The 24,020-nt window shown below is 66.4% G+C and carries 23 protein-coding genes; 18 read left to right on the top strand and 5 right to left on the bottom strand.

Going from position 1 to position 24,020, the window contains the following annotated elements; genetic code table 11:
- The first annotated feature begins 240 nt into the window (after positions 1-240).
- The gene (locus tag ACOGI5_RS07460; protein ID WP_419863793.1) at positions 241-1,539 is read left to right on the top strand and encodes an AMP-binding protein; all 1,299 of its coding nucleotides are present in this window, start codon (positions 241-243) and stop codon (positions 1,537-1,539) included.
- A 43-nt stretch (positions 1,540-1,582) separates the two neighbouring features.
- Here ACOGI5_RS07460 and ACOGI5_RS07465 read toward each other — a convergent pair whose 3' ends face one another.
- Positions 1,583-2,764, bottom strand: a complete 1,182-nt coding sequence (locus ACOGI5_RS07465; protein WP_419863794.1) for a Fic family protein — start codon at positions 2,762-2,764, stop codon at positions 1,583-1,585.
- Positions 2,765-3,243: 479 nt separating this feature from the next.
- Here ACOGI5_RS07465 and ACOGI5_RS07470 point away from each other — a divergent pair, with 479 nt between their 5' ends.
- Together ACOGI5_RS07470 and ACOGI5_RS07475 are read left to right on the top strand one after the other, a co-directional pair.
- Positions 3,244-3,552: an NIPSNAP family protein gene (locus tag ACOGI5_RS07470; RefSeq protein ID WP_419863795.1), complete on the top strand. Its 309-nt coding sequence runs from the start codon at positions 3,244-3,246 to the stop codon at positions 3,550-3,552.
- Positions 3,553-3,562: 10 nt separating this feature from the next.
- Positions 3,563-4,366: an HpcH/HpaI aldolase family protein gene (locus ACOGI5_RS07475; protein ID WP_419863796.1), complete on the top strand. Its 804-nt coding sequence runs from the start codon at positions 3,563-3,565 to the stop codon at positions 4,364-4,366.
- 49 nt (positions 4,367-4,415) lie between these two features.
- Here ACOGI5_RS07475 and ACOGI5_RS07480 read toward each other — a convergent pair whose 3' ends face one another.
- Positions 4,416-5,984, bottom strand: a complete 1,569-nt coding sequence (locus ACOGI5_RS07480) for a hypothetical protein (RefSeq protein ID WP_419863797.1) — start codon at positions 5,982-5,984, stop codon at positions 4,416-4,418.
- 120 nt (positions 5,985-6,104) lie between these two features.
- On the opposite strand from ACOGI5_RS07480, the gene ACOGI5_RS07485 reads away from it, so the two are divergent.
- The 8 genes from ACOGI5_RS07485 (at position 6,105) to ACOGI5_RS07520 (ending at position 13,927) form a co-directional block, all read left to right on the top strand.
- Positions 6,105-7,556: a DUF222 domain-containing protein gene (locus ACOGI5_RS07485; protein WP_419863798.1), complete on the top strand. Its 1,452-nt coding sequence runs from the start codon at positions 6,105-6,107 to the stop codon at positions 7,554-7,556.
- 206 nt (positions 7,557-7,762) lie between these two features.
- Positions 7,763-8,617 (top strand): vWA domain-containing protein, encoded by an 855-nt coding sequence (locus ACOGI5_RS07490; protein WP_419863799.1) that lies wholly within the window; start codon positions 7,763-7,765, stop codon positions 8,615-8,617.
- Between the two features lie 63 nt (positions 8,618-8,680).
- Entirely contained in the window at positions 8,681-9,829 is a 1,149-nt protein-coding gene (locus ACOGI5_RS07495) for an amidohydrolase family protein (RefSeq protein WP_419863800.1), read from the top strand.
- A 177-nt stretch (positions 9,830-10,006) separates the two neighbouring features.
- Complete coding sequence (locus ACOGI5_RS07500; RefSeq protein WP_419863801.1) at positions 10,007-10,783, top strand: TIGR00266 family protein; 777 nt, start codon at positions 10,007-10,009, stop codon at positions 10,781-10,783.
- Between the two features lie 45 nt (positions 10,784-10,828).
- Positions 10,829-11,893 (top strand): hypothetical protein, encoded by a 1,065-nt coding sequence (locus ACOGI5_RS07505; protein WP_419863802.1) that lies wholly within the window; start codon positions 10,829-10,831, stop codon positions 11,891-11,893.
- A 49-nt stretch (positions 11,894-11,942) separates the two neighbouring features.
- Positions 11,943-12,713 carry a hypothetical protein gene (locus ACOGI5_RS07510; protein WP_419863803.1) on the top strand — a complete coding sequence of 257 codons (771 nt, stop codon included), beginning with the start codon at positions 11,943-11,945 and terminating at the stop codon, positions 12,711-12,713.
- Between the two features lie 139 nt (positions 12,714-12,852).
- Complete coding sequence (locus ACOGI5_RS07515) at positions 12,853-13,371, top strand: UGSC family (seleno)protein (protein WP_419863804.1); 519 nt, start codon at positions 12,853-12,855, stop codon at positions 13,369-13,371.
- A gap of 88 nt (positions 13,372-13,459) precedes the next feature.
- Positions 13,460-13,927 carry a VOC family protein gene (locus tag ACOGI5_RS07520; protein ID WP_419863805.1) on the top strand — a complete coding sequence of 156 codons (468 nt, stop codon included), beginning with the start codon at positions 13,460-13,462 and terminating at the stop codon, positions 13,925-13,927.
- A gap of 46 nt (positions 13,928-13,973) precedes the next feature.
- Here the strand turns inward: ACOGI5_RS07520 and ACOGI5_RS07525 are convergent, their stop codons facing one another.
- A complete protein-coding gene (locus tag ACOGI5_RS07525) occupies positions 13,974-15,335 on the bottom strand; it encodes a hypothetical protein (protein ID WP_419863806.1) in 1,362 nt (453 codons plus the stop codon).
- 103 nt (positions 15,336-15,438) lie between these two features.
- On the opposite strand from ACOGI5_RS07525, the gene ACOGI5_RS07530 reads away from it, so the two are divergent.
- Both ACOGI5_RS07530 and ACOGI5_RS07535 read left to right on the top strand, forming a co-directional pair.
- Entirely contained in the window at positions 15,439-16,470 is a 1,032-nt protein-coding gene (locus tag ACOGI5_RS07530; protein WP_419863807.1) for a TIGR03617 family F420-dependent LLM class oxidoreductase, read from the top strand.
- On the top strand, positions 16,467-17,126 hold the full coding sequence (locus ACOGI5_RS07535) for a DNA-3-methyladenine glycosylase I (protein ID WP_419863808.1): 660 nt from the start codon (positions 16,467-16,469) through the stop codon (positions 17,124-17,126). Before ACOGI5_RS07530 ends, ACOGI5_RS07535 begins: the two co-directional genes overlap by 4 nt.
- Positions 17,127-17,199: 73 nt before the next feature.
- On the opposite strand, the gene ACOGI5_RS07540 is transcribed toward ACOGI5_RS07535, so the two are convergent.
- Entirely contained in the window at positions 17,200-17,499 is a 300-nt protein-coding gene (locus ACOGI5_RS07540; RefSeq protein WP_419863809.1) for a hypothetical protein, read from the bottom strand.
- Between the two features lie 63 nt (positions 17,500-17,562).
- Positions 17,563-18,228, bottom strand: coding sequence for a 5-formyltetrahydrofolate cyclo-ligase (locus tag ACOGI5_RS07545; RefSeq protein ID WP_419863810.1), 666 nt, complete (start codon positions 18,226-18,228; stop codon positions 17,563-17,565).
- Between the two features lie 115 nt (positions 18,229-18,343).
- On the opposite strand from ACOGI5_RS07545, the gene ACOGI5_RS07550 reads away from it, so the two are divergent.
- The 5 genes from ACOGI5_RS07550 to ACOGI5_RS07570 all read left to right on the top strand — a co-directional run bounded on the left by ACOGI5_RS07550 (position 18,344) and on the right by ACOGI5_RS07570 (position 24,016).
- Complete coding sequence (locus tag ACOGI5_RS07550; RefSeq protein WP_419863811.1) at positions 18,344-19,384, top strand: LacI family DNA-binding transcriptional regulator; 1,041 nt, start codon at positions 18,344-18,346, stop codon at positions 19,382-19,384.
- A gap of 205 nt (positions 19,385-19,589) precedes the next feature.
- Positions 19,590-20,984 carry an ABC transporter substrate-binding protein gene (locus ACOGI5_RS07555; protein WP_419863812.1) on the top strand — a complete coding sequence of 465 codons (1,395 nt, stop codon included), beginning with the start codon at positions 19,590-19,592 and terminating at the stop codon, positions 20,982-20,984.
- A gap of 112 nt (positions 20,985-21,096) precedes the next feature.
- Complete coding sequence (locus tag ACOGI5_RS07560; protein WP_419863813.1) at positions 21,097-22,038, top strand: carbohydrate ABC transporter permease; 942 nt, start codon at positions 21,097-21,099, stop codon at positions 22,036-22,038.
- A complete protein-coding gene (locus tag ACOGI5_RS07565) occupies positions 22,035-22,934 on the top strand; it encodes a carbohydrate ABC transporter permease (RefSeq protein WP_419863814.1) in 900 nt (299 codons plus the stop codon). The genes ACOGI5_RS07560 and ACOGI5_RS07565 overlap by 4 nt, the downstream gene beginning before the upstream one ends.
- Positions 22,935-22,936: 2 nt before the next feature.
- Complete coding sequence (locus ACOGI5_RS07570; protein WP_419863815.1) at positions 22,937-24,016, top strand: glycoside hydrolase family 16 protein; 1,080 nt, start codon at positions 22,937-22,939, stop codon at positions 24,014-24,016.
- The last annotated feature ends 4 nt before the right edge of the window (positions 24,017-24,020 follow it).

Genomic DNA, 24,020 nt, shown 5'->3' on the forward strand with positions numbered 1-24,020 from the left:
TCGGTTCACCGCTCCTTGGAGCGTTAGCGGAGTGCATTGCCTTCCCATTGCGTCACCTGTTGTTTCCCGCTCTTGTTCCCAGTTTCGATTCGATACAGGCTCACGGGCCGCTCGGGCCACGGCTTCGCCGTGCCGGCTCAGCCTCTTGGTCGCAGCGGCCGCACAGACTGCAACACTAGGAAACCGGCTGGCTCCCGAACCGGCCAACCCAGCGTCATCCGAGTGGGGAGGAACCGCCAGATGCCCAAGTTCGAGCCCACCGCAGGGCGGGGACTGCATCCCATCGAGAATGCCCCGATCCCAGAGATCCGAGCGCTCCAGCTGGAGCGGCTGAAGTGGAGCCTGGCGCACGCGTACGCACATGTGCCGGCGTACCAGCAGCTGTTCGACGAGGCGGGCGTCCACCCGTCCGATCTGCACACGCTCGACGACTTGGCGCGGTTCCCGTTCACCTCCAAGACCGAGCTGCGCGAGAACTACCCGTTCGGGATGTTCGCCGTGCCGCGGGAGCAGGTGCTGCGGGTTCATGCCTCGTCGGGCACCACGGGAAAGCCGACCGTGGTCGGCTACACGCAGTCCGACCTGGACATGTGGGCGCACGTGTTCGGGCGCTCGCTGATGGCGGCGGGTGTGCGACCGGGCGATGTGGTCCACGTGTCGTATGGCTACGGGCTCTTCACCGGCGGACTGGGGGCGCATTACGGGGCCGAGCAGTACGGGTGCACTGTGGTGCCGGCATCGGTCGGGCAGACGGCCCGGCAGGTGCAGCTGCTGGTGGATTTCGGCGCCGATGTGCTGTGCGCGACGCCGTCGTACGCGCTGGTCGTCGCCGACGAGTTTCGCAATCAGGGCATCGACCCGGCTTCGACGTCGCTGCGGGTGGGGATATTCGGCGCGGAACCGTGGTCGGAGGCGATGCGGGCCGAGCTCGAGGAGGCCTTCGGCATCGACGCCGTCGACATCTACGGCCTCTCGGAGGTGATCGGCGGGGGCGTCGCCAACGAGTGCGTGGAGACGAAGGACGGCCCGACCATCTGGGAGGACCACTTCTATCCCGAGATCATCGACCCTGACTCGGGCGAGGTGCTGCCCGAAGGCGAGACGGGCGAGCTCGTCTTCACATCGCTGACCAAGGTGGCCATGCCGGTGATCCGGTATCGCACCCGCGACATCTGCTCGCTGCAGCCCGGCACGGCTCGTTCGATGCGTCGCATGGGACGGGTCGCGGCACGCAGCGACGACATGCTCATCATCCGTGGCGTCAACGTGTTCCCGAGCCAGTTCGAGGAGCTGGTGTCAGCGGAGCCGCGGCTGACCGGGCATTTCTTTCTCGAAGTGCACTCTCAAGGCCGGATGGAAGGCATCACCGCAGTGCTGGAGCCCAAGCCTGACGCCGGCGATCACGAAGCGATCGCCGCGGACTTCGCCGGCACGGTGCGCCAGCGCATCGGTATCGCGGTCGACGTCCGCACTGTCGAGCCCGAAGGAATTCCGCGCTCGGAAGGCAAGGCGCAGCGAGTCCGCGACCTCCGGGACTGAGCGAGGCAACACCAAGCGTGGCTGCCGCCGTCGTTCAACGGCACTAGAGAGGCTCGGTTCCCTCTTCCAGCACGTGCAAGTACCCCGTGTATGCAAACACGCGATTGCGACGCTGACCAGTGGCTTCGGACGCGATACCTAGTTCGCAGAGTCGCGTCAACGCGTTATTGACAGCAGGCCACGAGAGGCCGCTGAACTTGGCGCTCGTCTCAACGTTGAGAACTGGCCGTTGCATGAGCGACTCGTGCACCCGCAGCGCCGAGCCTGCCGCTCGGCCAGTGCGGTCACTGATGATCTTCCGATCGAGGGCCGCCATCTCTTCGAGACGTTGCGTCGTGCTGAGCGCGGCGTCAGCAGTTGACCGGATGCCTTCGAGGAAGAACAACAGCCACTCGTGCCAGTCTCCGTACAGCCGCACACGGTTCAGTAGGTCGTAGTAGTCCGATCGGTTCTGCTTGAAGTACAAGCTCGGATAGAAGGCTTGCGTTGACAACACATCACGATCCAGCAACAAGAGCGTGATGAGCATGCGGCCGATTCGGCCGTTGCCGTCGAGGAAGGGGTGGATGGTCTCGAACTGCACGTGTGCGAGCCCCGCACGCATCAGCGGAGGAAACCTGTCGTCTGCATGCAGGAACTTCTCCAAGTCAGAGATCGCCTGGTGAGCCTCTTGCGCAGGAGGTGGCACAAACGCCGCATTTCCTGGGCGGGAACCGCCAATCCAGTTCTGCGTCGACCGGAATTCTCCGGGATGCTTGTCCGCACCGCGTCCAGATGACAGCAGGATCCCGTGAGCTTGCCGCAACAGGCGATTGCAGAGCGGCAACCCCGATGGGTTCGTCATTTCTGCGACGGCGTGCTCGAGCGCAGCGACGTAGGTCGAGACTTCCGTCACATCGTCGAGCGGCACACCCGGTGACGCATCGAGTTCGTGACGCATGAGATCGGACAGCGATGACTGTGTCCCTTCGATCTGAGACGACAGCACAGCTTCCTTGCGCACGTACGAGTAGATGAGCAGGCCCTTGTTGGGGAGATAGCGAACTGCGCCATCGAATCGGCCGAGGGCTCGGCTTGCCTCGTCAAGTGCGGTGACCAGCGGCCCGTCCATGCCGAGCGGTGGATCCGGCGGCAGTGGTGCGGGTACAAACGCGCGTACTTCTTCACCCGCAACCGTGGTGATGACGTACTCACCAGTCGGAGTGCGGAGTCGTGTTGCAGCCATGCGTCGTTGCTCCTGCCTGTCTCGGCTGTGATCCGTGCAGAGCGCTTCTTCACTGGCACTATGCGGATTGTCGCAGCCTGCTCTACGATAGCTGCTATTAAACGTTGTGGCTCAATGTTTGTTTGTGTGCGTGTTTTTGTCGTGTTGTCAAACTGCGCGAGATAACGCAGTCGATTATTAAACGTTGTGGCTCAATGTTTGTTTGTGTGCGTGTTTTTGTCGTGTTGTCAAACTGCGCGAGATAACGCAGTCGATTATTAAACGTTGTGGCTCAATGTTTGTTTGTGTGCGTGTTTTTGTCGTGTTGTCAAACTGCGCGAGATAACGCAGATGGCTATACAACTTGAGGCCGCAACGTTGAATAGAACATCGGAAGCCGTCTCGGACGAGAGATGCGCGGACGCGGCGCGCTACGGTGCGCCTGCGCGATCTGGTTGAGCGAGATCGCGGCTCGGCTCGACACGTCGAAGGAGACAGCTATGAGCTTTGTGGAGATGCGGCGCTACCGCTTGAAGGTGGGCGCACCCGAGCACTGGGTCAAGGTGTACTTCGAGAAGGGCTACGAGGCGCAGCGCAAGTACCTCGGTGAGCCCGTGGGCTACTACACGACCGAGTTCGGCGGCATCAACGAGATCATCCACATGTGGCGCTATGACACGCTCGAGGAGCGGGCTGCCAAGCGCAAGGCGCTCTTCGAGGACCCCGAGTGGCTTGAGTTCGTGAAGGAGATCGCTCCGCTGGTCGAGACGCAGGAGAATGCGATCCTGCGCGACATCTTCGAAGCCTGAGCGCGCAGTCATGCCGAACACGATGATGGATACGTGGGCGTCCGGGGGAGAAACGCTGGGCACTTGGCTGTCGATGGCGTCCAGCCATTCGGCCGAGATCGCCGGGCGTGCCGGCTTCGACTACGTCTGCGTGGACATGCAGCACGGCGTGGCCGACTACCAGGCCGCGGTGGAGATGATGCAGGCCGTCGAGATGGGCGGCGGCACGCCCATCGTGCGAGTGCCGTGGAACGAGCCCGGCATCATCGGGCGCGTCCTCGATGCGGGAGCCCGGGGTGTCGTTGTGCCCATGGTGAATTCGGTCGCTGAGGCGCAGGCGGCAGTGACCTACTGCAAGTACCCGCCGCTGGGCGCCCGCAGCTTCGGCCCGGTGCTGGTGGCGGCGCGGGCAGCGGCGGGGGAGAACTATTTCGAGGTGGCGAACGACACCACGGCCTGCATTCCCATGATCGAGACTCGCCAGGCGGTCGAGGCGCTCGACGACATCCTGGCGATCGACGGCGTCGACGCGATCTACGTAGGGCCCGCCGATCTGTCCATCAGCTACGGCTACGGGCCGGGATACACCGACGACAATGCCGACTACAAGGCGGCGCTGGAGCACATCGCTGAACGCTGCGCCGCTCACGGCGTGGTGGCCGGAATTCACTCGACGGCGTCGCTGTCGGCCGACCGCCGAGGCAAGGGCTACCGCATGCAAACCGTCGCCGGCGACGCCATGGCGTTGGGTCGCGGCATGGCCCGCGACCTGCGCACGGCCCGCGAGTCCGGCGTAGGTGAGGCCACCACCGGAGCCGACTCCATGATCTACTGAGCTGCCTCGACGCTGCTGTCGCGGACGGCCTTGTCGGCGTTCCTGTCCGTCAGTTGTCTGACGTGTCCGGCTGATCGACTTCCGGATCCTCAGGCTGTTTGCGGTCAACGAGTGCCTTGGCTCGCCGCGCCGCCGATTCGCCTGCAGTACGCGCCGCCGTGGTCGCGGCTGCGCCAGCGCGGCCAGCAGCCCGCGCAGCATCGGCCGTTGCTGTTCCGGCTGCAGCCGCCGCTCCGGCCGTTGCCTTTCCGGCGGCGACTGCCTGTTCGGCCGTGAATCGCCCGGCGGTCGACGCTGAGTTCGCGACGAACTTGCCCGCAGCCGCCGTGCCGCTTACGACGCCACGGCCTGCGACATCAGCCGTGTTCCCGATGACATCGCCGATGGCACTGGCATGTTGGGTGATGTGGCGGACCACCGTCGCCGCGTCCTGCTTGACGAAGCCCTGGACTGCATCCAGCGTCACGTCCTTGGTGGCGACATGCGCGAGCACTCCTGCGGCAACGCCCGCGAGCAGCGCAACCCCGGCGGGCCCGCCGGCGACGCCGACGAGCGCAATGGCGCCCAAGCTGGAGCCGGTGCCGATTGCGCCCTTGAGCCCGCCTTCAGCCAGCTCGACGTATTCGTCCGCATGGTTCGCCTTGTGGAAGGCGCGCCCGAAGGCAACGACCGACACTGCCAGCAACAGTGGGTTGGCGCTCACGGCTGCCGACATGCCCATGCCTGCTGCGAGGCTCGCGAACGACTCGGTTTCGGCCTTGTTCCAGCCGAACATCAGCGAAACCACGCCGACGGTGCCGCCCAGCAGCTCGCCGACGTCGTAGGAATTCAGGTCGTAGAACCAATCCTTGGGTATGCCGAAGGTCGACTGAAGCGAATCTGCAACGGAGTCGTAGGTGGACTTGTCCCAGTTGGCCAGGGGCAGACCCTTCGGTGTGGACACGTCTCGAAGCAGGCCCTGCATCCCGCCGAGCGCTTCCTGGACGAGGGTGTCGTCTTGTGACGCGCCGTGTGTCGCCTTGATCGCCCCCCAGAGGGTGTGGCCGCCGTCGAACAGGCGGTGGTTTCCGCCGCCGATGTGGGTTGCGAGGTATTCGGCGTCCATGGCCTTGTCGTAGATGGTGGCCTTGCCCTTCACGGCTGCTTGCACCAGATCGTTCAACTGAGGTGACAGGTCGCTTGCCACCAGTCCTTGGGCTGCGGCGAACAGTTGCGCTGTCCGTTCAGATGTCGAGTCGATGAGCCACCGTGCGCCAGTGGCGACGGCTCGTCCGCTGGCGACTCCTGCCTTGGCGGTACCGGTGCCGATTGTCTGCGCCGTCGCCGCGCTGGCCTCAGCCGCACTCTTGGCGGTCTCGCCGACGACCCGGGCGGTCGATGCAGCGGCTGTGCCAGCGGCCTCGGCCGCCTTGCGACTCCCGGAAACCGTCGCGTAGGCGACCTGCCTGCCGGCCGCAAGCGCGGAATCCGAGATCTTTTTGACCCGTCCGCTGTCGACGTCCTCGAGGCCCGATTCAGTTCCTTCAGGTCTGATCGGGTCAGTGTCGTCGGGGTCCGCGGCTTCTGCAGTGGGACTGGGAGATGTCGTCTCCTCCTGAATTCGTTCAGATCGACTCATTTTGGCGAGGTTACGAAGAAGAGGTCGTTTGACGGTCGCCTCACACGCTGCGACGGGCTGGGCGGCTGACGGGCGGGCCGTGCGCTATTCGTGTGACACCCCCTTCGTACGGTTGTTCCCATGTTGAGGAACGGCTTCGGCGGGGCCCGGCGGGCTGGCGAGGGCATTGCTGTAGGCGCTGAACGCGGCGCTGCAGAAGAAGCGTCCGCTGGGCTCTTCACCACCGATCCAGCTCCCGACGGCGGCCCTGTTGGCCCCGACCGCAGCCCCAACGTGGGCAGCGCCACTGTCGACCTGTCGGCGTCGTTGTCGCTGTGTCGGTTGAGCGGTGAGGCGCTGGCGGGGTTGGGGCGCGACGCGCTGTTGGGTGTGCTGGGCGATATCGAGCGGGTAGCGAACCGGCTGGCGGGCTACCGGGCCGAGGTGCTGGGCGCGCTGGATGCGTTGAGCCGCTCGGGTGCGGCGCCCGATGCCGCACCGCACCTGTCATTGCGCGACGCGGCGGGGGTGTCCGAGCGTGACGCCCGCCGCATGGTCCGCGGTGCCGAGAAGGCCCGCGAGCACGGCGTGGTGCTGGAGGCGCTGTCGGAGGGCGGCATCAACGCTTCCCAAGCCGAAGCACTGTGCGACGCGCGTGTGCCTGATGGGGTGCGCGCCGAACTGGTGGCTGCAGCGGCTGGCGAGGACACCGACGCCACCCGCCGACGGGTGCGCCAAGCCGAGGCCGACCACTCGGTCGAAACCCCGATGGAGCGATTCGAGCGGCAGCGTCAGGCTCGCAGCGCGGGCTGGCAGCGCGACCACGAAGGAATGCTGCGGCTGTGGGCCAAGCTCGACCCCGAGGTCGGCGCCGCGGTCGAAGCCAATCTCGAGGCGCTGCGTCGCCAGTACTGGCTCGACGACAAGCAGGTCCGCAGCGGGCGCCGCACCCCCGCCCAGCGCGACGCCGACGTTCTCGCCTACGCCTTGGCGGGCATCACCCTGACCGACACCGACTCAGCAGCCGTCGACCGGCTCCGCGCACGCAGCCGACCCGATCGCCTCCCGACACACGAGCCCGCTGCGGGCAATCCCGAGCGGCGGCTGCCGCCGGCGCAGATCGGCGTGCTGATCGGGCTCGACGCGTTGCGGGGCCAAACGGACGTCGCGGGCCTGACTGATGCTGGCGTCGAACTGCCGCCCGAGATCGTGCGACGCCTCGCCTGCGACGCCGAGATCATCCCCATGATCCTCGGCGGCCCCGGCGGACCAGCCGACGCCGGCCGTTCGACCCGAACAGTCTCGTTGCGGCTGCGGCGGCTGCTCATCGCACGCGACAGACACGGCCAATGGCCCGGCTGCGCGGAACCCCCCTCGCGCTGCGACGCCCACCACGTCCACCACTGGATCCACGGCGGCCGAACCGACCTCGACAACTTGGTGCTGCTGTGCCACCGACACCACCACCATCTCCACCAGCACGGCCACACAATGGTCCCCCAGCCCGACGGCACCTGGACCACAACCCACACAACCGAACCCGAACCTGCAAACGCAGCCCGAGCCCGAGCCGCTCAACCCCGGGCGCCCTAGAACCCACACTGGGGCACCGAGCCCCTCGTTCGTCGGTGGTGCCGGACGCGGTGTCGCGCTGCTGCTCTGCTCGCCCCGAGAGCATTGATGTAACACCCCCTCTTTACCTTGGAAACCAGTCAGGCGGCGGCCGATCAGCGGCCCCGCAACACGGCAAGTTCGGCTTTGTCAGCGGACGAGTCGGAGTTTGGATGAGAGGAAAGAGAATGGGAACATCATCAACCAACGGTGGGTTGAACGGAGAGCTCGAGCGGAGCAGCACGGCACCGTGGGAGCGCGGCGGCGATGGCACGACCGCATCAGCAGGCGAACCGAACGCAACGGGCGCTCCGAGAGCCAAGAGTGGCAAGACGGCCAAGGGCGGCAAGAAGAACGGCAAGAGGTCGACATCTGACCGGTCGAAGGCGTGGATGCTGCTTGATCGGTCCGGGTCGATGTCCGGCCTTGAGGTAGCGGTGGTGCACGGCGTCAACGGGCTCATCGCGGAACAGGCCGCTCTGCCTGGCAAGTGCAAGATCACCCTCGTCCAGTTCGATTCCGAGGATCCGTTCGAGATCCTCGCCGACGCTGTGCCGGTGAACAAGGCGTGCCCGCTGTCAGTGGAGCAGTATCGCCCCCGCGCCGCGACGCCTCTTCTGGATGCGATCGGCTCGCTGATCGGGCGGGCCGATGAGCGAGCGAAGCGACGCAGCAAGTCTGGCAAGGCGCCCGAGGATCAAACTGTCGTGATCGTTACCGATGGCCTTGAGAACGCAAGCACCGACTTCGCTTGGGCCGATATCCACCGGCTCATCAGCAGCCGGCGCGAGCAGGGTTGGGCGTTCGTCTTCATGGGTGCCAACCAAGACTCATACTTCGAGGGCGCTCGGCTGGGAGTCGAGCCCGGAAACGTGCAGAACTATGAGGCCTCCGACGAAGGTGTCGGCGAGGCATTCGCGTCGGTGAGCCGGGCCTACAGCGAGCGGCGAACGATGCACGCCACTGTGGGTTCTGCGCCCGACGACGACTTCTTTGGGGGAGTGCGCGAGGCCGAGGAGGGAATGCGGCGGCGCTCCGCCTGATCTCAGCGGCGCCTGGCCCGACGTAGGTACGCTCGCCAGCGGGGCTGGACCTGGAGGGGAAACGTGGACGTCGACTATCCGATCATCTCGGCCGACTCGCACATCGCTGAGGCGCGCAACACCTACGTCGACTACATCGAGCCGAAGTGGCGGGATGTGGCGCCGCGGGTGGAGTGGACCGAAGAGCGGGGCGATGTGTACGTCATCGACGGCATGAAGCGCACCGTCGACATGGGCCTCATCGCTGCCGCAGGTCAGAAACCCGAGGAGCTGAAGCGCAGCGCGGCGTACGAGGAACTGCCGGCCAGCAGCTACGACCCGGCCACGCGGACCGCCGACCAGGACCGCGACGGTGTTTCTGCTGAGGTGATCTACCCGTCGGTGGGCATGGTGCTGTGCAACCACTCCGATCCGGATTACAAGAAGGCGGCCATGGACGCCTACAACCGGTGGATCGCCGACTACTGCTCGGTGGACACCGACCGGCTGCTGGCGGTGGGGCAGACCGCACTCCGCTCGGTGGAAGAGGCCGTCAGCGACATCGAGGCCATGGCCGAAGCGGGCATGCGGGGCGTGATGATGTCGGGCAACCCGCACACGGAATTCGACTTCGACGACCCCCGCTGGGATCCGTTCTGGCAGGCCGCCGTCGACCTCAACCTGCCGGTGTCGTGGCACATCCTCACCAGCCGCGGCCAGGGCCGGCCCCGGGGTCCGAAGGCGAACGCCTTCATGACCATCATCCGGGCCAACCAGGACATCATGGGCACGCTGGTGTTCGGGGGAGTGTTCGAGCGCAACCCCGGCTTGCGGGTGGTCTGCGTTGAGGCCGATGCCGGCTGGGTGCCGCACTACATGTACCGGATGGACCATGCCTACAAGCGCCACCGGTACTGGCTGCCGCCGGGACAGGAACTCTCCAAGCTGCCCAGCGAGTATTTCAGCGAGCACATCTACACCACGTTCCAAGACGACTGGGTGGCCTTCAAGATGGTCAACGACGTCAACCACAAGCGGCTGCTGTGGGCGAACGACTTCCCGCACTCCGACAGCACCTGGCCGTGGAGCCAGGAGTTGCTCGACGAGCACTCGGCGAATCTGACGCCGGAGCAGCAGCGCGACATCCTGTGCGACAACTCGGCCGAGCTGTACGACATCGATCTGTCCAAGCTGCCCGTCGGCGGCGACCGTCTGGCCGCAAACGCGGCCTGAACGCAGCCAGGCCAACACCTCGCCAGCACCCGGTTCCGCCGTCGGAACAGAGAAATCGGCAGCGTCCACAGTCTCCGCGAATCGGGATCCACCGCGCCCCGGACCGCCTCAGGCCGACGGGTACCGTGGGCGAGGAGCGCCGCGCACACCTCTCGCGGCGTACCAGCGAGGAGAGTCATGCAGAGCCACGAAGTCGACTACCAGATCTTCGGCGACGATATGCAGTTCGTCGAGGTCGAGCTGGATCCCGGCGAGACCGTCGTCGGCGAAGCGGGCACGATGATGTTCATCGAAGACGGCGTGTCGTTCGAATCGGTCATGGGCGACGGCTCCGAGCCGAGCTCGGGCATGTGGGGCAAGCTCAAGGGCGCCGGCAAGCGCGTCATCTCCGGCGAGTCGCTGTTCCTCACCCACTTCACCAACACCAGTGCCGGCGGCAAGGCGAAGGTCGGCTTCGCGGCGGGCTACCCCGGCAAGATCATCCCGGTGGATCTCGCGGAGATGGGCGGCGAGATCATCGCCCAGCGCGACGCGTTCCTCTGCGCGGCGATGGGCACCAAGCTCGACATTGCGTGGCAGCGCGGCATCGGCACGGGGCTGTTCGGCGGCGAGGGCTTCATCCTCCAGCGTCTCTCCGGCGACGGCATGGCCTTCCTCCACGCAGGCGGCTCTATCAAAGCCGTCCAGCTGAACAACCAGACCATCCGGCTCGACACCGGCTGCCTCGTCGCACTGCAGCCGTCGCTCAACTACTCGATCGAGCGGGCCGGCAACCTCAAGTCGATGTTCTTCGGCGGCGAGGGACTGTTCTTGGCGACCGTGTCAGGCACCGGCTGGGTATGGCTGCAGTCGCTGCCGTTCGAGCGGCTGTCGTCGCGAGTGCTGGCCAACGCCGCAGGACCGATGTCCGACGACTCCCGCGGCCTGCTCTCGGGATTGCTTGAGCGGAGCTAGTACGCGACAGTCCGCGTCAACTGACCGAAGCGTAGGGTCGTGCCGGTGAAGCTTGCATCGGGCCGTGTCATGGTCGACGACCTCTTCGAGGCACAGGAGGCGTTCCACTCGCGCGGCTGGACTGACGGGCTGCCCGTGGTGCCGCCCACCGACGACGCCGTGGCCGCCTGCTTGGACTGGGCGATGCTGGCACCGGACCATCTCATTGGCATCGAGCCGGTGCGAGCCCGCGCCATCACGGCCGAGAAGGCAGCCATCAACGCCGTGATGGCGGGCTGCCTGCCGCCGCACTTCCCGGTCGTCGTGACCGCGCTCACCGCCCTGCTGCAGCCCGAGTTCGGCCTCCACGGGCCCACGGCGTCCACGGGCGGGTGCGCGGTGCTGCTGATCGTCAACGGCCCCATCCGGCAGGAGCTGGCCATGGACGCCACGTTCAGCGTGCTCGGGGGAGCCGATCGGTCACGCGCCGTCATCGCACGGGCAGTGCGGCTGGTGCTGGCCAACGTGCTCGATGTCAGGCCTGGCGGCATCGACCGTTCCACCCTCGGCCATCCCGGCAAGCTCGGCTACTGCATCGCCGAGGACGAGGAGGCGACCGGCTGGGTATCGCTGGGCGATCAGCGGCTCGGCACCGCACCCGCCGAGCGAGGCCATGTGTCGTCGGTGACCGCAGTGGCGTCGATGGCGCCCCGCCAGGTCATGAACGAGTGGACGACGGACCCAACCGAGCTGTGCGAGACCCTCGCTGCTGAGATCCGGGCGAATCAGCTCAACTACTCCATCTGGCCGGGCAACTACGTGGTGGTGCTGCCGCCGCAGCTGCGGACCCACTTCGACACCGCCGGCTGGACCAAAAGCGACATCGCTGCCTGCGTGTACGAGCGCGCCCAGGTACGCCGCGGCGACTGGGCGGCCGTGGGCAAAGGCGCCGTCGTCAAGGACCGTGCCGAGCGCACCTATCCAGCGCTCGAATCGCCGGAAGATCTGCTGATCGTTGCCGCAGGCGGGCCGGCGGGCGGCTTCGCAGCGGTCATCCCGCCCTGGCTCGGCACTCGAAGCCACGCAGCCACGGTGGCGGTCGGCGCCTGCGTCGACTGCGAAGTGCGCTGAGCCCGCCAACCGCGACCGCATGATCTGAACGCCGCGCAAGACTCGGCACATGGATGACAATGCGCTCGTGCGAGGCGACATGACACGAGCGGGGCTGCTGCGAGAGCTGCCCGACAGTTACCTGGCCGCGGTCGAGGACTATCACCGGCTGGCGTACTCGGTGGTGGCTGAAGCCCGCCGGGTGGCAACCGGCCGCTTCGGCTTGCGCAGCCTCGACAGGGGCTTCGGCACGCCGGTGTTCGAGGTGACGATGGGCCGCGCTGGCGAGATGGAATGTCAGGTCTGGATCGACGGCGACGAACTGTTCGCAACCGAAGGGGGCACCCAGCGCAGTGTCCACATCACCACGCTGTCGGCGGCGGCGAAGTTCGCCGGTGTGTCGCCGGGTACCGAGGCGCGAGAGCACGACAGTCCAGAGCTCGGCGACGTGGAGCGCTGGCTGCGGGTCAGTCCCGAGACGGGCGCGCACCTTGCGGCGTGGTTCCGGCTCGGCAAACAGGCGCTGGATCAGTTGCGCGACCTGCCCGGTGCGACGGAGCCCGACGAGATCCAGCTGTGGCCCGGCCACTTCGACATCGCAACTGCCATTGGCGATGCTGACGCTCGAGCTACCTACGGCCTGTCGCCCGGCGACGCCGCGCATCCGTTCCCGTACGCCTACGTGGGCCCGTGGGGCGAGGTGGACCGCGCCGATCCCTACTGGAACGACACGGCCTTCGGCGGGGCGTCACTGCCCTACAGCGAGATCGTGAGTGCGGCCGACCCTGCCAGCACAGTGTTCGAGTTCCTGTACGCCGGCTTCGACAGCATCAACGGTTGACATGACGAGGCAGAGCGGCAGGCGATGCGGGAGACCGCTCGACCAGCTCGCAATTCAGCGCAGCGAGCGTGGCAGCATGTAGCGGGCCCCGACGCCGGCAGCGCCGTATCACCGCCGGCGTGCGAACAAGGAGCGCAGCGTGGAACTGCTGAACCCGACCCACGAACAGGATCCAGAAGGGTTCGCGGCACCGGCGCGGCTCTCGACGCTGGAGGGCACCACCATCGGGATCATCTCGAATGGCAAGGAGAACACGCGGCCGTTCTTCGACCACATGGAACGGCTCCTGCGCGACCGCCACGGCGTGGCCAAGGTGATCCGACGCACCAAGTCCAACTACAGCGCGCCCGCCCAGCATGAGCTGCTGGCCGAGGCGATGGGCTGGGACGCCGTGCTGGCCGGCGTGGGCGACTGAGGCAGCTGCTCGTCGTGCAGTCTGCACGACGCTGTCGCCGCCGAACGGGTCGGCGTGCCTGCGGTCAGTGTCATGACCAGTGCCTTTGTGAGTGCCGCCGAGCTGATGGCTCGGGTGCAGGGCGTGCCGGACCATCCGTTCACCGTGATCGAGCACCCCATCGCCAGCGCTGACGAAGCAGGGCTCGAAGCCCGCGCCGAGACGGCGGTGTCCCAGGCCGTCAGGGTGCTGGTCGCGCACTAGCTTCGGGCTGCGCCCGCCGACCGGCGGACCGCACCGACGAACGCTCAAGCCCATGCGCCGCGCGTTTCGAACTCAGGAGCAGAGCACGATGGTGAATCCCATCCCCGACGACTACCCGCGCATCTCGGTGTCGATGAGCATCGACGGTGCTGCAGACGCCATCGCGTTCTATACCGAGATTCTCGGCTTCACCGAGCGGATGCGCATCGACATGGGCGGCAAGATCGGCCACTCGGAGTTGCAATTGGGCGATTCGCTCATCATGGTGGCCGACGAGTTTCCGGAGATGGAATTCCACTCGCCCAAGCACTACGGCGGCTCGCCGATGCAACTGAGCCTGTATGTGGAAGACGTCGACGCCACGTATGCGGCTGCGCTCGCGGCAGGCGCCACTGAGGTGCGGCCGATCATGGACCAGTTCTACGGCGACCGCTCAGGCATGATCGAGGACCCGTGGGGCCATCGCTGGAATCTCGCGACCCACATCGAAGAGGTCGATCCCGAAGAGATGGCACGCCGCTCGGAAGCCGCCATGGCCGAGATGGGCGAAGGCTGACAGAGCCTGACCGACCCTGATCCTCGGCTCCCTCCGGCGCTGCGGATCACTGCACGGCGCCGTCCGTGCGCCAGCCGACGACTGCCGCTGGCGCTGCGGAGACGGCGAACAGCGCCGCAGCGATCGCCAGCGCGACCGGCACTGAGACGATCTGCGCCACCGTTCCCAGGCCCAAGCCGATCGACACCTCTCCCACCGCCTGGGATTGCCCGACGAACGAAACCACCGTGGCGCGAACTGACGAGTCGGCGTGGCGGTTCGCCATCGCTTCGGTGAGCGAGTACGCCGTCTCGCCGGCCACGTCGAGAATGGCCCAGCCGATGAGGGCGATCGTGAACCACGGGCTCAGCGCCAACGCCAGCGCGCCCGCAGCGGCGATCGTCAGGAATCGCGCGAGTAGAAAGGCGTCCCGCCGAGCGCTTCGCTGGTCGGCTTGATCAAGACGCCGACGCAGCCACGCCATCATCGGGATCGCCAGTGCAGACATGACGAACCAGGCTGCACCGAAGAACAGCACCGCCTCCCGGCCATCGAGCTGGGTGAGGCCCAGTTCGAACAGCCGCAGGGCCGAGAGCCGATCGTTGGCTTCCCACGCTCCGGCGGCGATCGTGGCTGACAGGGTCACTGCCAGCAGCGACGGATTGCGACGGACAAGCCGTGCGCCTCGCTTCCAGAGTGCGATCGCGTCCTTCCAAGCGCTGGTGTGTGCAGGTCTGGGTGCGCCGCCGGACCGCCGTCGCGGCGACTCGAACCCGGCTTCGGGCATGGTGATGGCCAGGTACCCGGCTGCTGCGATCGCGAGCATGCCCATCACGGCCATCGACCCCCGGACCGACCAGGCGCCCATGGCGGTGGCGGCGACGAGACCGACCATGACGCCCGCTGACCGGAAGATGGCATGGCGCACGATGAGCCCGTCCACCTGGCGGCTGTGATCGCTGCGGGAGATGCCGCCGCTGTCATCAGCTCCGGTGTCGTCGCCCGAGGTCGAGGACTCGACGGGCATCACCGCGGCACTGCGGTGCGAATGTGAGGCGTGGTGGGCAAGCTCGTCGGTCATCCACGCTGTGGCAGCGCCGCTCTGCAGCGTCCAGCCGACACCCCACAGCACTTGCCAGATGACAAGCACGCCGAACAGCTCGGTGACCGGTCCCAAAGCCATTGCCGTGCCCATCACGACGTAGGCCGCGACCACGGAGTACTTGCGGCTGTACAGGTCGGCAACCACGCCAGTCGGCGTCTCGGTCACGAGAATCGACAGCACCAGCGCAGTGCCGAGTACCGCAAGCCGGAATGGCGACAGCCGCAGATCCACCACCCACCACACCATTGCCGGCAGGCCCCACGAGAAGGCCAAGCCTTGCACGCCGCCTGTCAGCAGGAACAGCCGATCAGGCCGATGCCGCACGACGCCGCAGCCTATGGACCCCCGATAGGGCAAGATTCACCCGGTTCGACGACAGGCACTTGTCAGCGAGCCGCGAGCTGAGACCGATCAGGAGGCCCATGCAATGAATACGACCGGAACAGCACAGCATCGGATCGACGGTGCGACGACTGCGTCGACGCCGGGAGGCTGCGCAGACGAAGCAGCGCAGTTCGAGGAGATGGGACTGTCGGCGGCGTGGTCATTCGAGGCATCCCACGACCCGTTCCTGCCGTTGGCGCTGGCGGCAGAGCGCACCGAGAGCATCGAGCTCGGCACGGCAATTGCGGTCGCGTTCGCCCGCAACCCGATGACGTGCGCTGTCACCGCGTGGGACCTGCACCGCATGAGCGGCGGCCGCTTCATCCTGGGCCTCGGAACGCAGATCCGGCCCCACATCACCAAGCGCTACAGCGAGCAGTGGTCACGCCCCGCTGAGCGAATGCGTGAGTACATCGAGGCGGTGCGCGCCATCTGGCACACCTTCGAAACCGGCGAACGTTTGAATCATCGAGGCGAGTTCTACACCCACACGCTCATGACGCCGTTCTTCAACCCGGGTCCTATCGGCATGGAGCCGCCGGCGATCTACGTGGCCGGAGTCGGTCCCCGCATGGTCGAGGTCATCGGTGCGGCGGCGGACGGATTCTTCGTGCATCCGTTCCACACCGCCCAGTTCATGACCGATGTCACGCTCCCGGCCATGGCGACCGGCGCCGAGTCGGCAGGACGCGATGTCGGCGAGGTCACTGTCGCCTGCCTGACCATCGTCGCGATGGGCGAGAACGACGAGCAGATCGACAAGGCACGCCGCTCCGCCGCGGGCCAGCTCGCGTTCTACGGATCGACGCCCGCCTATGCAGGTGCGCTCGATCATCATGGTTACGGAGATCTGCAGCCGCGCCTGAACACCTTGTCCAAGCAGGGCAACTGGCGGGAGATGAGCGACCTCATCGACGACGATCTGCTGGATCTCATCGTCGTGTCGGGCACACCGTCGGCCGTGGGTGCCCAGATTGCCGAGCGGAACACCTTCGCCGACCGCACGACGATGATGTTCTACGGCCCGACACCCACCAACGACGCCATCGCAGAGGCCGTCGCCGCCGCCGCGTGAATCAAACCGCCGAGGTACCAGATGGGTTGAGGCGGCGGGCTGACGGCTCGCTGGCCTGCTGGTGGGGCGAAGGCCACGACGATTACGAGGCATATCACGACACCGAGTGGGGCATGCCGGTGGTCGACGACGTGCGCCTCTACGAGAAGATGTGCCTCGAAGGCTTCCAGGCGGGGCTGTCATGGCTGACGATCCTGCGCAAGCGGGAGAACTTCCGGGCGGCGTTCAGCGGGTTCGACCTCGAGGCGGTGGCCGGATTCCGCGAGACCGACGTGGAGCGATTGCTCGGCGACGCAGGCATCGTGCGCCATCGCGGCAAGATCGAGGCGACCATCAACAACGCCCGTGCTGCCCTCGACACGATCGAGGTGCACGGCAGCCTGGCTGCCTTCTTCTGGTCGTTCGAGCCGGGTCCTGAGGATCGGCCGGCGGTCGTCGACTACCCAACACTCATCTCGATGTCGTCGACACCCGAGTCGACTGCCCTCAGCCAGGCGTTGCGCAAGCTGGGCTGGCGGTTTGTCGGCCCGACCACGTGCTACGCGCTCATGCAGGCCTCAGGCATCGTGAATGATCATCTTGAAGGCTGCCACCGGCGGCCCGTCATCGAGTACGCGCGGACAGAGCTTGATCGACCAGCTGCGTTGAGCGCCTGAGGTTGAGTCCCAGCCAGCGGCACAGATACGTGACGCTGGCCGCAGCAGCGACCAACGTGTCGGCGGCTGGTTGTCAGTTGGAGCCGGGGGCGATGACGGTGTCGACCATCGACAGGTGCATGCCGCTCACCCGATCGGGTTGGCCGGCGAAGACGGCCGCGCGCTCGGGCGATGATGCGAACTCCTCATAAGCGGCTTCATAGTCACCGGGATGACTCACGGCCCAGACGAGCTGGTTGTTCTCACGGTCGGCATACATGAACTCGACCTTGAAACCGAACTTCTCCCGTACGGCGATGATGTTGGGGAACCACTCGAGCAGCGAGTCCATCTGGCCCTCGATGACGTCGTAGCGGCGCAATTGTGTTGCCATGCCGGCTCCTCTCCGTGGTGGTGTGTCACGGCCATTGCTAGCGCGATTCGACGATGCGCTCCACTAGCCACCGACTGGATCGACGGCGATGACCCCGTCCTGGGTGGCCAGATGGGTCATCGGCACATCGTGGGGCTCGCACGGCAGCCGGTCGAAGACGAGCTCGGAGGGGGCCACGCCGATACGGGGGCAGTCTTCGGGAAGCCTGGTGAGCAACTCGTCGAAGTAGCCGACGCCGTGGCCCAGTCGGGTGCCTCGGCGGTCGAAGGCCACGCCGGGCACCAGCGCGAGCGAGATGTGCCGGGGCTGCAACTCGAACGCGTCGGCCGTCGGCTGGGGGAAGCCGTACCGATGCTGTTCCATCGCCCCGATTGCCGGGTGCAGCGTGAGCGGACCGGACGGGGGAGTGCGGGTGACCGCGAAGCGCTGCCAGCCCAGCCCATCAGCCAGTCCGTCCAACGACAGCTCGTCCGCCATCGCCCGGTAGAACAGGATCAGGCCCGCCCCCGCGAGCAGAGACGCCTTTCGGGCGAAGGATCGATCGTCGAGTTCGGCGACGGGCGTCCCGTGCCCTGCTACGGCTGCCGAGCGCTCGTCGAGTGCCTCGATGAACGTCCGCAGACCTGCGACGACGGCCGCAGTCGTCGCATCCGGCACGGGTTGCGAGTGTTCCCGGATCCACCGGCGCCAGTCGGCCTTCGACGCAGCAGACCCCGGCGTGTCAATCATCAACCCGAAGCTAGGTGCGGGCATCGCCACCCGCAGACCAATCACTCGGCACAGTTCGACTTGACAGCCTCTTGCGGCCATGACTAAGTTCTGGGAGCGCTCCCAAAGGAGCCGTATGGCTGCACGCCTCAATCTGGAAGAAATCGGCCGTCGAGCTGGCGTTTCGCGCTCCACGGTCTCGCGTGTGGTCAACGGCGAGCCCAACGTCAGTGCCAAGACCAAGCGCCGGGTGGAAGCCGTCATCGCGGAAACCGGCTACCGGCCCCACGCCGCTGCTCGATCGCTGGCTTCGCGTCACACCGGGGTGATCGGCCTGGTCATCCCGAGCGAAGCAGGCACGCTCTTCAACGACCCGTACTTCGGGCGACTGATCCTCGGCGCCAGCGATGCGATGAACGGCCTGGACATGACGCTTGCGCTGTTCGTCTTCGGCGACGAGATCGACGAGAGCGCCATCATCTCCCGGGTCGTCAATCCCGGACTTGTCGACGGCGTCATCGTCACGGCGACGCGCATGGCTGACCCGCTGATCGACCACTTGCGTGACGCCAACATGCCGTTCGTCGTGATCGGCCGGCCCGACAATCTGAGCGCGGTCTTCTCCGTCGATGCCGACAACCGCGGCGGTGCCCGGTCTGCAGCACTGCATTTTGCGCAGCTCGGGCGCCAGCGCCCTGCACTCATCGCACCGCCCTCGAACACCAGCGCAGGCGTGGACCGCCGCAGCGGCTTCCTCGACGGGCTCGCCGAAGCGGGTCTCAGCATCGACGGCCGCATCAGGGAAGGCGACTGGACCGAGGCCGCCGGCCGCAGAGCAATGGCTGAGTTGCTGGAGCGCCGTCCCGATGCGGTCTTCGTCGGCTCGGACCGCATGGCGGTCGGGGCGCTGCAGGCGATCCGCGAGGCAGATCTGCGGTGCCCCGAAGACGTCGCCGTGGTCTCCTTCGACGGCATCATCCCCGCCGACATGGTTGTGCCCCGGCTCACCTCGGTGGCTCAGCCGGTGCAAGAGGTGGGTGAGCGAGCGGTCTGGCTGCTGAAGTCGGTGCTGGACGGCCAGCTCACCAGCGCGGAGTCGGTGGTATTCCCGACCGAGCTCGTCATTCGAGAAACCTGCGGCGCTGCGTTGCCAGCAGCCGCACCGGCCGGGGCGTAGAGAACATGTCGCCGCCCGCCGCCCTGAAGTCTGCGCTGTTGTGGGAGCGCTCCCATAACGACGGCCGATTCGAGAGCGGCCACGCCGCCCGCCGCGCCCGCTCAGCGCCTTGGGCCTGCGGCGGTGGCCCGCTCACCCGCACCACTGATCTGTCCACCACACACCCGGCCACACCCAGCGTGGTCACAACCAAAAGGGAAACCCCATGAAGAAAACAACTATCTGGCGGCTCTGTGCCGTCCTGCTCGCGTTCGGCCTGATAGGGGCCGCGTGCGGCAGCGACGACGACGGCGACTCGAGTGCGACCACTGCGGCTCCAGCCCCAGCGGCCACTGAGGCGCCCGCCGACCCAGAGCCCGAGCCCGAAGCGGAGATGCAGGAAGATGTCACGCTACGCGTGCTCGTCCACCAGAACCCGCCCATGGTGGAGTTCATGGAAGCGTTCAACGAGTCGTTCGAGGCGTCGCATCCCCACATCACGATCGACCTCTCGGTCGTCGAGGCAGGCGACCTGTCCATTGCGACACAGACCCGCCTGTCGGCCGGCGACATCGACGTTGTCGGCATCTTCGGCTTCTCGAACGCCGCGCAGGCCTACATGTCCGGCGCCGTGCCGCCGAACTGGCAGACGCTGATCGAGGCGGGGCTGCTGATGGATATCACCGGGCAGCCTTTCGTCGACAACTACGACGAAGCCACCATCGCCGACGCCGGTTCGTTCGAGGGCAAGGTCTATTCCATCAACCTCGGCCGTGTCTCCTACAGCGGCATGTTCGTCAACAAGGACCTCCTCGCGGCCAACGGTCTCGACGTGCCGACCACCTGGGGCGAGCTCGTCACTGCCTGCGAGGTCGTCAAGGCCGCCGGCAACGAGTGCATGACCGTCGGCGGTGCCGACGGCTGGCCGGTGTTCGTCGGCGCGTACGGCCTGCTCGGCGCGATGTATCCCGATCAAGAGGCGCTCGTCGAGGGCCTGTGGACAGGTGACATCACCTGGGATAACGACCAGTCCGTCGAGATGTTCCGCCGGATGCAGATCTACACCTCCGACATGCTCGAAGCGGGCGTGACGGGGCTCTCCCATGACGCCGGTCCGCCCCGCTACGCAGCCGGCGACGTGGCCTTCATGCCCACCGGCGTGTGGCAGGCACCTGCCCTCGAGAGCGCTGAGCCCGATTTCGATTGGACCTACGTCCCGTTCCCGGGCAGCGACAACGCCGAGGACAACCAGTACCTGTTCGGCAAGTACGACCAGGGCTGGGCCATCGCGGCAGACACGCCGCACCCCGAGGCCGCGCTCGCCTACCTCGAGGCCTTCTCTGCGCCCGACAACTACCAGGCGTTCGCGAATGCCGTCGGGTTCATCCCGACCCAGCCGACCGCCGTGCTCGACACCCACCTGGGCCGCGAGGTCGCGCCGTTCCTGGCGAACTACCGGGTCGGCTTCGAGCAGTACTGGGTTGCACCGGCCGGCGCAGGCCAGTGGGCGAACGGCTCGCAGGCAGCCGCGTGGTTCGATCCGTTCAACGAGTGGACCGACCACGTCGCACTGGCTGCCCAGGCCCAAGCCGACCTGCAGGCCGGTCTCGACGCCAACTAGTTCTGCCGAGAAGTTCAAGAGCCCTCCCTACAGCGGTGCGGGCATCCTGTCCGTCCTGTCCGGATAGGCAGGATGCCCGCACCCCCTCCCTTGATCGGAGGCGACGGGTCGCATGAAGATCGTCACACGCGACTACCTGTTTGCCCGTGGATGGAAGAGCGCGGCCCCGATCCTGCTGCTGCTGCCCGGGTTCGGGCTGTACCTGCTCATCGCGGTCGGCCCGTCGCTGGCGACAGCGGTGTACTCGTTCACCGATGCCACCGGCATCCGTGGCATCGCCATCAACTGGCTCGGGTTCGAGAACTACGACGAGTTCCTCTTCCGGGGCGCCGCATCCCGCGACAACATCGCCGCGCTGCGGCGCACGCTGATCTTCTGCTTCTTCGTCACGACCATCCAGTTCTGTCTCGGCCTGCTGCTCGCGGTGCTGCTGAACACCCGGCTGCGAGGCAGGACGATCTTCCGCACGATCTTCTTCATGCCGGTCATCCTGGGTGTGGCCATCCAAGGCCTCATCTGGAAGCTGTTCCTGCTGCCGGGGGGCGGACCGGTGGCGGAGATGTTCTCGTGGATCGGCTGGAGCTCGGAGTTCCTCGGAGGGCAGCCCCGTCAGGCGTTCGCCTGGGTCATCGTGGTGCAGATCTGGGCCAATGTCGGCATCACCATGGTGATCTTCCTGGCCGGCATGCAGACGATTCCCGAGAGTCTCTATGAGGCGGCTCGCATCGACGGGGCCAGCGGCTGGCAGCTGTTCCGCAACGTGACCTGGCCGCTGCTCACGCCGGCGGTCAACACGAACTTCCTGCTGAACATCGTCGGCTCCCTGCAGGCGTGGCAGCTGTTCCTGGTGCTGATCGGCTACCGGCCCGGCACCCAGGTGCTCGGCTACCTCGTCTTCGCGGAAGGGTTCGGGCAGACCTCAGGCTCGGTGAGCAGTGCGTTCAGGCAGGGCTATGCGGCAGCGGCCTCGATCGCGCTGTTCATGCTGGTGCTGATCATCGCGCTGGCCGCCAATGCCTTCGTCAGCCGGCGTGAGAAGAAGTACCTGTCATGACGGTCGTCAGCCAAACCAGTCCCAGCGTCGGCGCCGGCGGAACGGAACCGGGCGAGGGGCCTCAGGTGGATCGCAGCGGCCGCACTGCCGCCCGCAGGCGCAAGATCTTCTCCTACGCGATCCTGCTGGCGTTCACTGCGCTCTATGTCGGGCCGATGCTGATGCTGGTGCTTACGTCGTTCAAGACGCTGCCCGAGTTCTTCAAGAATCCGACGGGATTGCCGGAGTCCTTCGGGTTCGACAACTTCGTCGAGGCGTGGGAGCAGGCCAACATTGCCCGCTACCTGGTGAACTCGGTTTTCTACACCGCGGTGGCGACGGCGATCTGCGTCTTCACCTCGGTGCTGGTGGCCTTCCCGATTGCCCGCGGCTACTTCAAGGGCGCCAAGTACGTCCTGCTGCTGTATCTCGTGGCGCTGTTCCTGCCGCCTGCGTTGATCCCGCAGTTCCAGCTCATCTTGAACCTCGGCCTGTTCAACACCCGGACCGGGTTCATCCTGCTGTTCCTGGTCAACCCCATCGGCCTGATCATCCTCGTGAACTACATCAAGTCGATCCCGCGGGAACTCGACGAGTCGGCGGCCGTGGACGGCTGCGGCTACTACCGCTTCATCTTCAAGATCGTCATGCCGCTGATCCGTCCCGCCATCGCGACGGTCACGGTGCTGCATGCGATCGGCATCTGGAACGAGCTGGTGCTGCCCACCATCTACCTGACCAGCGAGGACCTGTACCCCGTGACACGAGGCCTCATCGTCTTCGAGGGCCTGTACGGCAGCAACTGGCCCGCGCTGGCCGCTGCCGTGCTCATCCTGATGACGCCGATGCTGGTGCTGTTCCTGTTCCTCCAGCGCTACATCATCTCCGGACTCACCGCAGGCGCGGTCAAGGGCTGATCGTGCGACGCAGGATGTTTCTGGCCACGGGCGACCAAGGACTGATCGTGCGACGCAAGGCGCTGCCGGGCACGGGCAGTCACGGGCTGATGCCCGAGCGCAGGGCCGGCGTGGGCCCCGCTGGCCGTTGGGTCGCAACGGCGTTGGCCGTGGCGATCGCCGCGAGCGCCTGCGCTGGCTCGACGACAGCAGAATCGCAGGCAACGCCCCAATCTGCGGTACCGGAGACCGTGGCCGCGCCCGCCACCAGCACCACGGCCGCGCCCACAACCACCACCACCGAGGCATTCACACCGGCCATCGAGGCTCCACCCCCCATCCCGATCCGTGACGAGCCGGGCTGGGAGCTGGTGTGGCACGACGAGTTCGACGGCGACCAGATCGACCTGTCCAACTGGACCTATGACATCGGCGGCTGGGGCTGGGGCAACGGCGAAGCGCAGTACTACACCTCACGCCCCCGAAACGCCCGCGTCTCGAACGGGCTGCTGATGATCGAAGCCCACCAGGAGAAGTACGAGAACTCCTACTACACCTCGGCCCGGATGCTCACCCAGGGGCTGCGTGAGTTCTCCTACGGGCGCATGGAAGCGCGGATCAAAGTGCCAGCCGGGGCCGGGCTGTGGCCGGCGTTCTGGATGCTCGGCTCGGACTTCATTCACCGGGCCGAGGACGAAGCGCACCGCTGGCCCTTCGTCGGCGAGATCGACATCATGGAGTACGTCGGCCGCGAGCCCGATCTGATTCTGGGCACCGTGCATGGACCCGGCTATGCAGGGGCACTCGGGCTGTCCAAGTGGTTCCGCCAGGACTACCCGATCGCCGACGAATTCCACACCTACGCAATCGAATGGGACTACGACGGCATCCGATGGTTCTACGACGACCAGATGTACTACGACCTGCCGCGCACCGGGGTGGGCAACCGGGAGTGGGTCTTCGACGGCGACTTCTTCCTGATCCTCAACTTGGCCGTCGGCGGGCTGTTCCCGGGCCCCATCGCCCTCGACCTGGAATTCCCCGTGCAGATGTATGTGGACTACGTGCGCGTCTACCAGCGAGATTCAGGGGCGGGGGCGTAACCGC

This window comes from Candidatus Poriferisodalis sp., from assembly GCF_965208925.1.
In the GTDB taxonomy this organism is placed as follows: domain Bacteria; phylum Actinomycetota; class Acidimicrobiia; order Acidimicrobiales; family Poriferisodalaceae; genus Poriferisodalis.